Annotated in this window: 11 protein-coding genes; 6 read left to right on the plus strand and 5 right to left on the minus strand. The window is 65.8% G+C overall.

The annotated features are described in order from the left end of the window. Positions 1–53 precede the first annotated feature (53 nt). From AC3RCP_RS16775 to AC3RCP_RS16785, 3 genes are all read right to left on the minus strand, one after another. Entirely contained in the window at positions 54–1,016 is a 963-nt protein-coding gene (locus tag AC3RCP_RS16775) for a FecR domain-containing protein (RefSeq protein ID WP_492570455.1), read from the minus strand. Then, positions 1,016–1,525 carry a sigma-70 family RNA polymerase sigma factor gene (locus tag AC3RCP_RS16780; RefSeq protein ID WP_492570456.1) on the minus strand — a complete coding sequence of 170 codons (510 nt, stop codon included), beginning with the start codon at positions 1,523–1,525 and terminating at the stop codon, positions 1,016–1,018. Before AC3RCP_RS16780 ends, AC3RCP_RS16775 begins: the two co-directional genes overlap by 1 nt. Positions 1,526–1,751: 226 nt before the next feature. Next, the gene (locus tag AC3RCP_RS16785; RefSeq protein ID WP_009043997.1) at positions 1,752–3,896 is read right to left on the minus strand and encodes a phosphocholine-specific phospholipase C; all 2,145 of its coding nucleotides are present in this window, start codon (positions 3,894–3,896) and stop codon (positions 1,752–1,754) included. A 287-nt stretch (positions 3,897–4,183) separates the two neighbouring features. Here AC3RCP_RS16785 and AC3RCP_RS16790 point away from each other — a divergent pair, with 287 nt between their 5' ends. Then, the gene (locus tag AC3RCP_RS16790) at positions 4,184–6,898 is read left to right on the plus strand and encodes a patatin-like phospholipase domain-containing protein (RefSeq protein WP_492570457.1); all 2,715 of its coding nucleotides are present in this window, start codon (positions 4,184–4,186) and stop codon (positions 6,896–6,898) included. A 45-nt stretch (positions 6,899–6,943) separates the two neighbouring features. Here the strand turns inward: AC3RCP_RS16790 and AC3RCP_RS16795 are convergent, their stop codons facing one another. Beyond that, positions 6,944–7,849, minus strand: a complete 906-nt coding sequence (locus tag AC3RCP_RS16795) for a helix-turn-helix domain-containing protein (RefSeq protein WP_007925420.1) — start codon at positions 7,847–7,849, stop codon at positions 6,944–6,946. Positions 7,850–8,011: 162 nt separating this feature from the next. Between AC3RCP_RS16795 and AC3RCP_RS16800 the strand changes: the two genes are divergently transcribed. The 4 genes from AC3RCP_RS16800 (at position 8,012) to AC3RCP_RS16815 (ending at position 12,544) form a co-directional block, all read left to right on the plus strand. Beyond that, on the plus strand, positions 8,012–9,370 hold the full coding sequence (locus tag AC3RCP_RS16800; protein ID WP_492570458.1) for a glutamine synthetase family protein: 1,359 nt from the start codon (positions 8,012–8,014) through the stop codon (positions 9,368–9,370). A 234-nt stretch (positions 9,371–9,604) separates the two neighbouring features. Next, positions 9,605–10,693 carry a polyamine ABC transporter substrate-binding protein gene (locus tag AC3RCP_RS16805; protein WP_492570459.1) on the plus strand — a complete coding sequence of 363 codons (1,089 nt, stop codon included), beginning with the start codon at positions 9,605–9,607 and terminating at the stop codon, positions 10,691–10,693. Next, on the plus strand, positions 10,690–11,991 hold the full coding sequence (locus AC3RCP_RS16810) for an NAD(P)/FAD-dependent oxidoreductase (RefSeq protein ID WP_492570460.1): 1,302 nt from the start codon (positions 10,690–10,692) through the stop codon (positions 11,989–11,991). The genes AC3RCP_RS16805 and AC3RCP_RS16810 overlap by 4 nt, the downstream gene beginning before the upstream one ends. 247 nt (positions 11,992–12,238) lie before the next feature. After that, on the plus strand, positions 12,239–12,544 hold the full coding sequence (locus AC3RCP_RS16815) for a YceK/YidQ family lipoprotein (RefSeq protein WP_009044003.1): 306 nt from the start codon (positions 12,239–12,241) through the stop codon (positions 12,542–12,544). A gap of 65 nt (positions 12,545–12,609) precedes the next feature. On the opposite strand, the gene AC3RCP_RS16820 is transcribed toward AC3RCP_RS16815, so the two are convergent. After that, complete coding sequence (locus tag AC3RCP_RS16820) at positions 12,610–13,377, minus strand: EAL domain-containing protein (protein WP_101338069.1); 768 nt, start codon at positions 13,375–13,377, stop codon at positions 12,610–12,612. Between the two features lie 250 nt (positions 13,378–13,627). On the opposite strand from AC3RCP_RS16820, the gene AC3RCP_RS16825 reads away from it, so the two are divergent. Next, positions 13,628–14,632, plus strand: coding sequence for an AraC family transcriptional regulator (locus tag AC3RCP_RS16825; RefSeq protein WP_101338070.1), 1,005 nt, complete (start codon positions 13,628–13,630; stop codon positions 14,630–14,632). Positions 14,633–14,660 lie beyond the last annotated feature (28 nt).

The raw sequence follows: 14,660 nt of genomic DNA on the forward strand, positions 1-14,660 counted from the left end.
TTTTTTGTTCACTTACCTGGAATGACCGGCGAGGCGAAAAAAAGGGACAGGCTTCAGCCAATATTTTTTTGCGGGGGTTCTTTTGCCGAAGTCAGGGTGACCCAATAACGGGTGCGCGAATGCACCTCCAGCGGCAGGCTGGCGGCCAGCAGCGACAGCACGCGGTCGGTGTTGTCGAGACGGAAGCTGCCGGTGACGCGCAGGGCTTCCAGTTCCGGTTCCCAGCGCAGCAGGCCCGGGCGATAACGACCGAGCTCGCGCAGGAAATCCCCCAGGGGCTGGTTCTGCGCCATCAGCACGCCGTCGCGCCAGCCCGGCAACTGCGCGTCGAAGGCATCGATCTGCCCGGCGCCGTCCACCCGCAGCCGCACCCGCTGGCCTTCGCGCAACTGCAGTTGCGGGCCGAACAAGGGTTGCAGCTGCACCGAGCCGCTGACCACCGACACCCGGCAATCGTGTTCATTGAGGCGTACGCAGACTTCGCTGCGGCTGACGACGATGCGGCCATAAGGCGCCTGGATGGTCAGCGGCGCGCTGCCGGTGACCTTGAGCGCCATCTCGCCGCGCACCAGGGTCACCTGCCGGGCGCCCAGGTCGACGTTGACCGCGCTGGCGGTGTTCAACTGCAAGGCGCTGCCATCGGCCAGGGATAATTTGCGATGTTCGCCAGTGCCGGTCTGCAGGTCGGCGCGCCATACGTCCAGGGGCAGTTGGCGCCCCAGCAGCCAGGCGGTCGGCACCAGTGCGGCGACGCCGAGGGCGCGCTTGAGTACCGCGCGCCGCGACGGCTCGGGACGATCCAGGGTGGCCAGCGCCAAGGCCGAAGGCAGCGCGGAGAAACGCTGGCGCAGCAGCTGCGCCTTCTGCCAGGCGCTTTCGTTCTGGCTGTTGCTGTTGCGCCAGTGCTGCAGGCGCGCGTGATCGTCGGCGTTGGCCGCGCCGGACTCCAGCAGCGCCAGCCATTGGGCTGCCGCGCGGGCCACCTCGCGGGTTTCGCTGGACGGCGCCGAGCGCATCACAGCTCCACCAGCAGGCAGTGTTCGTAGGCCTGGGCCATGTAGCGCTTGACGGTGCGTTCCGAGACGTCGAGGCGTTCGGCGATCTCGCGGTAGCCCAACCCTTCCAGCTGGCTCCAGAGAAACGCCCGGCGCACCAGGGGCGGCAGGCCGTCGAGCAGTTCGTCGAGGGCTTGCAGGGTTTCCAGCAGCACCCAGCGCTGTTCCGGGGACGGCACGTTGTCTTCGGGCAGGCTGGCCAGCGCGTCCAGGTAAGCCTGCTCCAGTTTGCGCCGGGTGTAGAAGTTGCTCAGCAGGCGCTTGCCCACGGTCACCAGGTAGGCCCGCGGCTCGCGCAGGTCGACCAGCTGCTGGGAGCTGGTGAGCACGCGCAGGAAGGTGTCCTGGCTCAGGTCCGCCGCATCCCAGGCGTTGCCCATGCGCTGGCGCAACCAGCTCTCGAGCCAGCTGCGATGGTCGCGGTACAGGGCATGTAGGCTTTGCTCCGGTGGCGTCGCTGCTTCAATCATGTCAAGAGCCTTGCGCGAAGGATTATTCAAATGAGACTGATTCTAATTAATATTCATAAGGCAAACCAAGTCCTTTCGTGTGATTGGGTTCTGGTTTTCGTCTGCTGGGGAACATCGGCGGGTGCTCTGGAACCATGGTCCCAGGGACTGAAGAGATCCAGGTGAAGCACCCGGTCGGCTGTTGAAACAGCGCCCGGCCCCTTGCGGGCCGGGCACGGGTGCGCGCTTACACGCCCATCAACGGGTCGCTGATGCTGTGCGCACCGGTTTCCAGGCGCCCGGCCAGGCGCCGCAGCCAGCCGCCCTCGCCGCGCAGGGTCAGGTCGTACCAGCCGCCGCTGGCCTGGCAGGCGAACATCTGGTGGACCTCGCTGCGTCCGGGCACGTCGAAACGCCATGGCCCCTGATGGGTGTAGGGGCAACGCTCGATGGTGATCGATACCGGCTCCTTGCCCGGGTTGCTCAGGGTCAGCTGCAGGTTGTTGCCGCGGCTGAACATCGACACCTCGGGCTGGCGCTCCAGCAGGTTTCCGTGGAAGCTGCGGTGGAAGCCGTTAGGCCCCAGCAGCCACAGCTTGTAGCGGCCCGCGGTCTGCCAGCTGTCCTTGAGCTGCTTGCCCGCCTCCACCGTATAGCGACGGGGAATGTCCAGCAGGTGCAGGCGATCGTAGACATGGAACACCGCGCCCTGCTCGCCGCTGTTCTGCAGGCTCAGGGTCAGGCTCAACGCCTTGCGCTTGGCCTTGGCCTCGACATTCAGCCGATACGGCAAGGCCCGCGATGGCCGGGCCACGCGTTGCTGCTGCGGCAGTTGCTGGCGGCTGGGGTCCGGCAGCGGCACCTGGGCCAGTTGCTCCTGGCGCTGGCGCAGCAGGTCCGCGGCCTGGCGGGTGGTGGTGTGCAGCGGCGGGAGGATTTCGCTGTTGGGATTGACGAAGTTGAAGGCCGAAGTCAGGTCGCCGCACACGGCACGGCGCCAGGCGCTGATGTTCGGCTCGCGCACGCCGAAGCGCTTCTCGAGAAATTGCAGGACCGAGGTGTGGTCGAACGCCTGGGAGTTGACCCAGCCGCCACGGCTCCAGGGCGACAGCACCAGCATCGGCACCCGCGGGCCGGGGCCGTAGATGCCACCGTCCGGACGCGGTTGCTGGGTGGTCCCCGGTGGCGCCGGGTGGGTGAACACCTCGCTGTCGAAATCCACCGTGGACTTGCCGGCGAAGCTGCCGTCCAGGCGCCGTGAAGGTGCCGAGGGCGACGGCAGGTGGTCGAAGAAACCGTCGTTCTCGTCGTAGTTGACCAGCAGCACGGTCTTGCTCCAGACCTCGGGGTTGTCGGTCAGCGCCTTGAGGATTTCCTGGGTGAACCAGCCGCCCTGTACCGGGCTGGACGGCCCCGGGTGCTCGGAATAGGTGGCCGGGGCGACGATCCAGCTGACCTTGGGCAACTTGCCCTGCTGCACATCGTTGCGAAACCCGGCGATCATGCCTTCCAGGTCGCTGCCGCTACGGGCCGGCAAGGTGTTGCCATTGCCCTTGTACAGCGGCACCCGGGCATTCAGCGCATCGCTGTAGGGCACGAAGGCGGTGAAGCCTTCCGGCGGCTGCGCCGGGTTGCCGGCCGCCACGCTGGCGCGGCGGTACTGGCGGAAACCGGCCAGCGGGTTGTCGCCGAAGTTGTCCGGCAGGTACTGGTAGATCTTCCAGCTGACGCCCCGCTCTTCCAGGCGCTCGGGGTAGGTTTTCCAGGTGTAGCCGACGTCCACCGCGCCCGGGCCGTCCCATTCGTTGACCACCGCCGCCACGTTGGCGCCGGTCGGGCCGTTGGTGCCGGTCCAGTGGAACAGGCGGTTGGGGTTGGTCCCGGCGTGCACCGAACAGTGGTAGGCATCGCACAGGGTGAAGGTGTTGGCCAGGGCGAACTGGAACGGCAGCTCCTGCTCGCGGTAGTAGCCCATGGACGTGTTGGTCTTGAAAGTCGGCCAGGCGCTCATGCGCCCGCTGCCCCAGGCCGCGTGCTCGTCGATCCACGAATGCGGCGTGCCGTTGACCCGCTGCGCGTTGCCCCGCGAGCTGTCCAGGTGATACGGCAACACCACTCGCCCAATGCCCTGCTGCTCCCACACCGAACGCTTGCCGGGCAGCGGGATGGTGAAGCGGTCGCTGAAACCGCGGACCCCGGGCAAGGTGCCGAAGTAATGGTCGAAGGAGCGGTTTTCCTGCATCAGGATCACCACGTGCTCGACGTCGCGGATAGTGCCGGTGCGGTTGTTGGCGGGGATCGCCAGGGCCTGGCGGATGGAGTCTGGCAGTAAGGTAAAGGCCGAGCCGATGGCGGCGGCCTGCATGAGCTTCCTGCGAGTGAGAGTAGGCATACGCGGTTGAATTCCTTGAAGTTACAGGGCGGGAAATAGCGACCCACGCAAAGTAGTGACCTCAAGTAACAAGCAAGTTACACGGCGGTTGCAGGCCGCGGTCAAGGCATTCATTGATCTTGATACAGCCGCATTAACTCTCTAAGCCGATGATGTTTAATTACATTTCTAAATAAAGAATATTTCGTGAACTTCATCCCGAGTTGCTCCTTGTATTCGGAAAAATCTGACGGTCTGCTTTAATCCTATTTGCACAATGCCACTACTTCAGTTTGCAAGGAGCAATCATGGACTCGACCCAGCACTACGAGGGGGAAAGGAAGCGCATCGAGAACCGCCGTACTGCATTGGGTCTCAAATACCTTCCCGCGCCGGCCGGCCAGCCTCCCAGGATCTGGGGGCTGGCGCTGTCCGGGGGTGGCATCCGCAGCGCCACCTTTTGCCTGGGGGTGCTGCAGGCGATGGCCCGGGCCGATGCGCCGGAACAGGCCAACCCACGACCGTCGAAGACACCGCAAGACAACCTCACCACCACCCTGCTGCCGCGTTTCGACTACCTCTGCACGGTCAGCGGCGGCGGTTATATCGGCAGTTTCTTCTCCAGCCTGTTCATCCCCAATCGCCTGCGCCGGGAGCAGGCCCAGGAGCGCGCCGAAGCCTCGCCCCTGTCGCCCGCCCAGCAAGCGGCCAGGACCGCGGCGGTCAACGCCTATGAGGTCCTGCACTACGAGCCGCCGGGACGTATCAGTACCCACATCGACTACGCCAACGCCAGCGACAAAGACATCGGCAAGGGCCCCACGGCCTGGCTCCGGGAGAACGGCCGCTACCTGACCCCGACCGGCTCGGGGGACGCGCTCTACGCCCTGGCGATCACCTGGCGCAACTGGCTGTCGCTGCACTTTGTCATCGGCATGCCGATTGTCCTGGTCCTGTCGTTGCTGATGCTGTTGCAAGTGAAGTACGTGCCTAATCTGTTCCTGCTGCCCGGCGCGGTGTTCCTCCTCGGCTTGCTGCCCTGCTGTCTGGCCTACTGGCTGGTGCTGCCGAAAAACAGCCTGAGCAATCCTCCGGCCCTGAGCAACCTGGCGGCCGTGGCTTGCACGGTGATGGTGCTGGTCTTCGTCGGCATCTGGGCGCTGCTGCAACAGCCGGACGACAGGCCGAACGTACGCTACCTGTTCCTCGGGTTCGCGGCCATCGCGCTGCTGGGCATCGTCTACGCCTGGCTGCTGATCTGGCGCCTGAAATACCGCACCCGCAAGGCCAACGACGAAGACGGGATCTTTACCGTGCGCAACTACCGGGTCGAGGTCACCCGGGTGCTGTCGCAGATCATCATGGCTCTCGGGGTGCTGCTGTTCGCCGCGTTCCTGGTGTCGCTCTCCGAAGCGATCTACCTGCACCTGCAGACCCTGACCCAGGGCACCATCGGCATTCTCCCGCTGCTGATCTGGCTGGTGCGCCGCGTGGCGCTGTTGCGGGACGAGAAGAGCCTGCCGGGCTGGCTGCGCCTGCTGCCCCTGGAGGTCATGAGCCTGATCGGCGGCGTGCTGTTGCTGGCGGCGGTCTGCCTGGCGTGGATGCTGTTCGTGATATGGGTCACCGCCGATGGCAGCTTCGACCTGCAGGAAGACGGGCATGTGCTGCGGCTGGCCCTGCTGGCCGGGGTGGCGGCGGCCCTGACCTGGGTCAGCAGCCGCTTCGTCGGTTTCCTCAATACCTCGTCGTTGCAGTCCTACTACAGCGCGCGCCTGGTCCGCGCCTACATGGGCGCCACCAACGGCAAGCGCTTCGACGGCACGCCCGAGCAACGGCGCAAGCACATGAGCGTGGCCGAGCCACTGAGCAACGACGACATCAGCGTCGAGCACTACTACGGCACGCCGAACGCCGGCCCGCTGCACCTGATCAACGTGACCATGAACCTCACGGTCGACCCCGCCGAACAACTGGTGCAGCGCGACCGCAAGGGCAAGCCGCTGTGCCTGGCGCCGGGCAGCGTCAAGGGCGAAGGGGCCTTCATCCTCGATGGCAAGCTCTATCAGCGCGACCTGGAGAATATCCCCGCTTCGGAAATCGCCTACCCGCTGACCATCGGCCAGTGGATCGGTGTTTCCGGCGCGGCCTTCACCACCGGCCTGGGGCGCGCCACCAGTCTGGGCATGTCGCTGCTGCTGGGCCTGGCCAACGTGCGCCTGGGCAACTGGTGGCCCAGCCGCTTTATCGACGCTAAACCGGAAAACCCCAGGCAATCCCTGGGCCTGAAGCTGTCGCGCTGGCTACCGACCCAGACCTACCTGTTCTACGAATTGACCGCACACTTCCACGGCCATCGGCGCGCCTATCAGTACCTCTCGGACGGCGGCCACTTCGAGAACACGGCGGCCTATGAACTGCTGCGCCAGGAACGCCAGGTCGAGCTGATCGTGATGTGCGACTGTGGCTGCGATCCCGATTACCGGTTCGACGACCTGAGCAATCTCATCCGCCTGGCGCGCATCGACCACGGCCTGGAGATCAGGGAAGACGCAGCGATCATCGGGGACGAGGTACTGGGCAAAGTGTTCGGGCGCATGGAGGACTTCAAGATCGCGCCATCGCCGGCGGACCCGCATTGCGCGCTGCTGCTCAACGTCTACGCCTGCACCGAGCCGGACACCCTGGTCAGTCGCATCCTGGTGCTCAAGCCCCGGCTGATCCCCTCGGTATCGCCGGACGTGCAGAACTACGCGCTGATCAACACGTCCTTCCCCAACCAGCCCACCGTCGACCAGTTCTTCGACGAGGCGCAGTTCGAAAGCTACCGCCAGCTCGGCTTGAGCATCGGCCAGCAGGTCTTCGGCAAAGGGGTCAACGGCGATGCCATCGCCCGGGCGCTGTGGCGCTACCTGCGCGAACACCCTACGGGCGTCGCGCACCAGGGCGATGAGCCAAGCCCGCCTCGGCCGAGCCGCAATGGCCAGCGCCGCCCTCCGGCAGACAAGAGTCCCCCCGCATGAGGCTGGAAATGGCGATAGTCCCGCGGGCCCGCGCTGGGGAAAACCTCACCGCTGGCCGCGGCGCAGGGTCTCGCTCGGCAGTTCCTTGAACAGCGCGCGGTAGCTGCTGGAAAACCGCCCGAGGTGCCAGAACGACCAGCGCATGGCCACCTCGGCCACGGTGGTTTCGTCCGGACCGCGGCGCAGCAGTTCGCGGTGCGCACTGTTCAGCCGGCGCAGGCGCAGCCACTGGGTCGGCGCCATGCCGGCGAAGGCCTTGAACGCGCCTTGCAACTGGCGCAGGGAAACCCCGGCCACCTGCGCCAACTCCAGCAGGTTGAGGCTGTCTTCCGGGCCGTCCGCCGCCCACTGCGCCACCCGCTGCATGATCGCCCGCTCCTCGGCGCGCCGGCGCAGGCCGCCACCGTCCAGGCGCACGCAGGCGTTGTCGAGGATAAACAGGCAGTCCTCGAGCAACTGCTGGGTCAGGGCTTCGCGGCTGGGTGGGTCGAGGGTCTGCGACAGTCGGGTCAGGGTCGTGCTGAGCCAGCGGCTGAACAAGGCGTTCTGCCCGCAGTTGAGCGGCGCCAGGAACAGGCCGTCGAGGCGCTGCGCGTCGAGGCCATGGCCGCGGACGAATTCCGGGCCGAACACCACGGCGATTTCCTGGTAGTTCTCCGGGGTGATCCAGATGTTGCGGCTCTCGCCGTTGAGCAGGTACAGGGCGTTGTCGCTGCGATCGAAACAGAACGCCAGGGAGTCCTGCGGCGCGCTGAAATTCTGCTCGACCCGGGTGTTCATGCACTCCTCGTAGATCTGCACCCCTTGCAGGTCCAGATAACGCACCTGCCCGGCGAAATGCCCGGGCGACATCTGCTGGTAATGCTGCACCCAACCCGGGGTGGCACGGATCTGATCGGCCACATCGAAGGTGTTGAAGGCCTGGACCTGGAGAGCTGTCGACGCTGTCATGAAGGGACCTTGCGCACTCTTTTGGTGCGCTTTGGTGCTGCTTAAAGTGGATAGATGGAACCGCGAGGCTTGCCCAAGATAGTCGTCAACGCGCCACAGGGGAAGCCTTGATGGGCGACTCCAAGTGCTGGCGCGTCACCGACAATCATTGACGAGGTCCTTATGAATGCCCCTTTCGATCAGCTGTCTACCTGGCTGAAAGAACACAAGATTACCGAAGTGGAGTGTGTGGTCAGCGACCTGACCGGCATCGCCCGCGGCAAGATAGCGCCCACCAACAAGTTCCTGCATGAGCGAGGCATGCGCCTGCCGGAAAGTGTGCTGTTGCAAACGGTAACCGGGGACTTCGTCGACGACGACATCTACTACGACCTGCTGGACCCGGCGGACATCGACATGGTCTGCCGCCCCGACGCCGCAGGGGTTTACCTGGTGCCCTGGGCCATCGAGCCGACCGCCATCGTCATCCACGACACCTTCGACAAGTTCGGCAACCCCATCGAGCTGTCGCCGCGCAACGTGCTGAAGAAAGTCCTGCAGCTGTACGCCGACAAGGGCTGGCAGCCGATCGTCGCGCCGGAGATGGAGTTCTACCTGACCCAGCGCTGCGAAGACCCGGACCTGCCATTGAAGGCGCCGCTGGGCCGCTCCGGCCGGGCCGAAAGCGGACGCCAGTCGTTCTCCATCGACGCCGCCAACGAATTCGACCCGCTGTTCGAGGACGTCTACGACTGGTGCGAAGCCCAGGGCCTGGACCTCGACACGCTGATCCACGAAGACGGCCCGGCGCAGATGGAAATCAACTTCCGCCACGGCGACGCCCTCGACCTGGCCGACCAGATCACCGTGTTCAAGCGCACCCTGCGCGAGGCCGCGCTCAAGCACAACGTCACCGCCACCTTCATGGCCAAGCCGGTGGCCGACGAACCCGGCAGCGCCATGCACCTGCACCAGAGCGTGGTCGACAGCGCCACCGGCAAGCCGATCTTCGCCGACGCCGAGGGCCGCATGAGCGAGCTGTTCCGCCACCATATCGGCGGGTTGCAGAAGTACATCCCCCAGGTGCTGCCGATGTTCGCGCCCAACGTCAATTCGTTCCGCCGCTTCCTGCCGGACACCTCGGCGCCGGTCAACGTCGAATGGGGCGAAGAGAACCGCACCGTCGGCCTGCGGGTGCCGACATCCGGCCCGGAAGCCATGCGCGTGGAAAACCGCCTGCCCGGCGCCGACGCCAACCCTTACCTGGCCATCGCCGCCAGCCTGCTGTGCGGCTACCTGGGCATGGTCGAGGGCCTCGAGCCGAGCGCCGCGGTGGAAGGCCGGGCCTATGAGCGGCGCAACCTGCGCCTGCCGATCACCATCGAAGACGCCCTGACCCGCATGGAAGAGTGCCCGACCATCGAGCGCTACCTGGGCAGCAAGTTCGTGCGCGGCTACGTCGCGGTGAAACGCGCCGAGCACGAGAACTTCAAGCGCGTGATCAGTTCCTGGGAGCGCGAGTTCCTGTTGCTCAGCGTCTGAGGCCTACGCGATTCGGGCGCTGCCGCGCACACCGTTGTAGCCGCTGCCGAGCCTGCGATCGATGGCGCAGCCATCGCCAGACCGTCGCACGCGGTGTACCTGATGCAACGCGATGGCCGGGTTTACGACGGCTGCGCCGCCGATCGCAGCCTCGCGTTGCTCGGCAGCGGCTACAGGGCTACAGGGCTTCATGAATTTGGCAAACCAATAACAACCGCAAAAAGGGGTATCGCTATGCGTCTATGGAAATCAGTGGTTCCGCTGGCCCTGACGGTGCTGTTCGGCGCCACGGCCCAGGCCGAATCGACAGTCAGCGTGTACAACTGGACCGACTATATCGGCGAGACCACCCTCGCCGACTTCCAGGCCAAGACCGGGACCCGGGTCATCTACGACGTCTTCGACTCCAACGAAACCCTGGAGGGCAAGCTGCTGGCCGGGCGCACCGGCTATGACCTGGTGGTGCCGTCCAACCACTTCCTGGCGCGGCAGGTCAAGGCCGGGGCCTTTCTCAAGCTGGACCGCGCGCAGCTGCCGAACTGGCGGAACCTCGACCCGAAACTGCTGGCCCTGCTGGAGCAGAACGACCCCGGCAACCAGTACTCGGTGCCTTACCTGTGGGGCACCAACGGCATCGGCTACAACGTCGACAAGGTCAAGCAGGTGCTGGGCATCGACAGCATCGATTCCTGGGCGGTGTTCTTCGAACCGGAGAATCTGAAAAAACTCAGCCAGTGCGGGGTGTCGATGATGGACTCGCCGGACGAGGTGTTCCCGGCGGTGCTCAACTATATGGGTCTGGACCCGCGCAGCGAAAACCCCGCGGACTACAAGAAAGCCGAAGCCAAGCTGCTGGCGATCCGTCCCTACATCACCTACTTCCACTCCTCCAAGTACGTCTCGGACCTGGCCAACGGCAACATCTGCCTGGCCTTCGGTTATTCCGGCGACGTGTTCCAGGCCGCCAACCGCGCCAAGGAAGCCAAGAACGGGGTGAAGATCGCCTATTCGATTCCCAAGGAAGGCAGCAACCTGTGGTTCGACCTGCTGGCGATCCCGGCGGACGCCAGCAATCCCAAGCAAGCCCATGCCTTCATCAACAACCTGCTGGACCCGCAAGTGATCGCCAAGGTCAGCGCCTATGTCGGCTACGCCAACCCCAACCCGGCGTCGCAGCAATACATGGACCCCGAGCTGGTGAACAACCCCGAGGTCTACCCACCCCAGGCGGTGCTCGACAAGCTGTACATCTCCAGCACCCAGAGCCCGCAGACCATGCGCCTGATGACCCGCGCCTGGAGCAAAGTGAAGTCCAACAAATGAACCAGCACAGCCATGCACAACACACCCGCTCCTACTACGCCGCCTCGGCCAACGCGCTGCCGGACTACCCGCCGCTGAATGCCGACCTCAGCGCCGATGTCTGCGTGATCGGCGGCGGCTTCACCGGGGTCAACACCGCCATCGAACTGGCGCAGCGCGGCCTCTCGGTGATCCTCCTGGAAGCCCGGCGCATCGGCTGGGGCGCCAGCGGGCGCAACGGCGGGCAACTGATCCGCGGCATCGGCCACGACGTCAGCGGCTTCGCCCGCTACGTCGGCACCGAGGGCGTGCGTTACCTGGAACAGGCCGGCATCGACTCGGTGGCGCTGGTCGGCCAGCGCGTGCGCGAGCACGGCATCGACTGCGACCTGCGCTGGGGCTTCTGCGAACTGGCCAACACCCCGGCCCAGTTCGCCGCGTTCCAGGCCGAGCAGGAACACCTCGTGGCCCTGGGCTACGTGCATGAAACCCACCTTGTCGCCCCGCAGGACATGGCCCGGGTGGTGGCGTCCTCGGCCTATGCCGGGGGGCTGGTGGACATGGGTTCCGGGCACCTGCACCCGCTCAACCTGGTGCTCGGCGAAGCCGCCCTGGCCCGGACGCTGGGGGTGCGGATCTTCGAGCAGAGCCCGGTGCTGGAGCTGATCCACGGCGACAGCGTGCAGGTGCGTTGCGCCAGCGGCACGGTGCGCGCCGGCAGCCTGGTGCTGGCCTGCAACGCCCACCTGGATGACCTGGAGCCACGCCTCGCCGGCAAGGTGCTGCCGGCCGGCAGCTACATCATCGCCACCGAGCCCCTGGCGCCGGCCCTGGCCGCCGAACTGATCCCGCAGAACCTGGCGCTGTGCGACCAGAAGGTTGGCCTCGACTATTACCGGCTCTCGGCGGACCGGCGCCTGCTGTTCGGCGGCGCCTGCCACTACTCCGGGCGCGACCCGGCGGACATCGGCGCCTATATGCGGCCGAAGCTGCTCAAGGTGTTCCCGCAGCTGGCGAATGTACGCATCGACTACCAATGGGGCGGCAAGATCGGCATCACCGCCAACCGCTTTCCCCAGGTCGGGCGCCTGCGCCAGTACCCCAATGTGTATTACGCCCAGGGTTACTCCGGGCATGGGCTCAACGTCAGCCACTGGACCGCGCGCCTGCTGGCCGAGGCCATCCACGCCGGGCACAGCCGGGGCCTGGATATCTTCAGCGCAGTGCCGCACATGACCTTCCCTGGCGGCCCCGCCCTGCGCGCGCCGCTGCTGGCGCTGGGCATGCTGTGGCATCGGTTGTGCGAGGTGCTGGGCTGAAAGCTCAACGGCTTTGCCCGCGGTTTCTCGGCTGAGACGTCCGACGCCTTCGCCGGCAAGCCTGGCTCCTACGGGGTCGGAGGGCGTTCGCTAATGTGCGGCTGGCACGCGCTTGCGTAGGAGCCAGGCTTGCCGGCGAAGGCGATTTCAACTGCGCCCCCGTCATCGCCGACAGCTCACTGTGAACATTGCCATTCAAGCTGGCCTGATACCTCGCGCGATGCGAAGATGCGCGCCGCAAATCGGCTTGCTAAGGAATGGCATCATCAAAGCGCTCACTGCTCTCGTCCTGCTCGGCACACTCGCCCTCTCGGGCTGCGGCACCCTGATGGCCCGTGCCAGCAATCAGTACATTTCCTACGACCTCTACAAAGGCACCCAGCAGAATATCCAGCTGCTGACCATGCGTGACGCCCGCGGCTACGACGGCTACGCCACGATCTACTGCTGGATGAGCATCGTCTGCCCGCTGGTGGCGGTGGTCAGCCTGCCGGTGGATGCGGCGGTCGATACCGTGCTGCTGCCCTATGACGCCAAGGGCGTTTATTACTGAAGCCGCGACCGGTCGATGGCGGCCTGGGTGAATAGACCAGCGCTATCGCTGGCAAACCGCCCCGCTCAATCCGTCACCACAGGCTCGGCCACCACCCCACGCAACCGGCATGGCGCGCCCAGGCGGTCGAGCCGTGGCCGGCCGAACAGGTAGCCCTGGCCCCATTCGCCACCGCAGGCCGTGGCCAGGGCGCGGTCGGCTTCGCTCTCGATGCCTTCGATGATCACGCAGGGCGCCAGGGTCTTGCACAGCTGCACCAGGTGTTTCAGGGTCTGCACGCTGTTGGGTTCGCTGCGGGCGCGTTGCAGGTAACCCTGGTCGATCTTGACCATGTCGGGGCAGGTCCGGCGGATGAACTCCAGGGTGCCGAGGCCGGCGCCAAAGTCGTCCACCGCCACCCGGCAACCCAGCTCGCGCAGGCACAGGACAAACTCGATGGCCGCCTCGGTGCTCGGCGGCGTGGCGCTTTCGGTGATTTCGATCACCAGCCGCGCGGCCACTGAAGGCGCGTCGCGCAACTGCGCGAGGGTCGCGGACCAGAACGGATCGACGATCGCGCTCTGCGCCGAGATGTTGCAGCCCAGGCGCAGGTGCTCGTCCTCCAGCAGGCGCTCGATCACGCCCCCCACCACGCTGCGGTCCAGCTCGCGCATCAGCTGATGGCGTTCGAGCATCGCGAACGGGTAGACGCCATTGCCGGGCTGTTCGACATGGCGCAGCAAACCTTCCAGGTACAGCACCCGGCTGGTGTCGGGCAGCCGCACCACCGGCTGGAAGGCCAGCGCCAGTCGCCCCTGCGCCAGTTCCCGATAGAAGTCTTTGACGCTTTGCATGACAGATCCGTAGTCGAAGCGGCGACAGCGCGCCGGGTGGGCTTGGCCAGGATGCGTCGGCGCGCCCGACGTGATAATGGCTCATTGCTATTTATGATCCCCCCTGCCCGGACGGCTCGAAAGTGTTCCCGGATACCTTTCGTTTGTCCTTGGAAACACCGCACCGCCCTTTCTCGACTGTGGCCCGAGGTTTATTGCGATCATGCGCCAGCGCCAATGACATCAATTAGCCACCAGTCCAGGAAGTACTATGCACAGAATGACCGGCACCAGTTTCCGGGTGCTTGCCGATGTCCTGACCGATGCCGGAGTCAAGGTCGAGGCCTTGCTCAAGCGCCACGGCAGCAGCCATCAGGAGACCTGTGAAAACCCCATGGGCGTCAGGCTGGAGCTGGTCTACGCGTTGCTGCAAGACGCCGTGCACCTGTGCGGCAACCCGGACCTCGGCCTGCTGGCGTACACCAAGGCCCACCCGGCCAACCTGGAAGTGCTCGGCTACGCGCTGATGTCCGGCGCCACCCTGGACACCGCGCTGCAACGCCTGGTGGACTATCACTCGCTGGTCAGCAACGGCTTCTACCTGTGCCTGGAGCGCAGCCCCCAGGCCGTCACCCTGATCGGCTTCGACATCGCCCTCGAACCGGGCCTGGTGCCGCGGGCCTTCATCGATGCCGGCGCGGCGCAGACCCTGGGCCTGGTGCACTGGCTGCTGCCCGGGCACAAGCCGCAACCGCTGGCGGCGAGCTTCACCTACCCGCGACCGCCCGACACCCGCGCCCTGGAGCACCTGCTGGGCGCCAACCTGCAGTTCGAGGCGCCCTACAACAGCCTGAGCTTCAGCCCGCGCGATTGCGCCATGGCCCTGCCCAGCGCCGACCCGGCCCTGGATGTGCTGCACATGGAATACGCGCGAACCCGCCTCAAGCTGCTGCTCGACGGCTCGATGACCGCGCGGGTAAGGCGGGTGTTGTCCGAGCGCCTGGCCCAGGGCGGGCCCAGCGACCTGCGGCACATCGCGCAGTTGGTGGGGGTCAGCAGCCGCAGCCTGCAGCGACGCCTGGGCAACGAAGACATGCACTTCTCGGCGCTGCTCGACGAGGCGCGGTTGATGCTGGCCCACAGTTTCCTGCGCAACTCGGCGCGCAGCGTCAAGTACATCGGCGCCCTGCTCGGCTTTCGCGACCAGAGCAGCTTTCACAAGGCCTGCCGCCGCTGGTTCGGCATGACCCCGGGGCGTTATCGCCAGGAAGGCTGAAGACAGCAAAACGCCGGGCACAAGTCCC

Source organism: Pseudomonas sp. GW822-FHT05A08 (genome assembly GCF_058800485.1).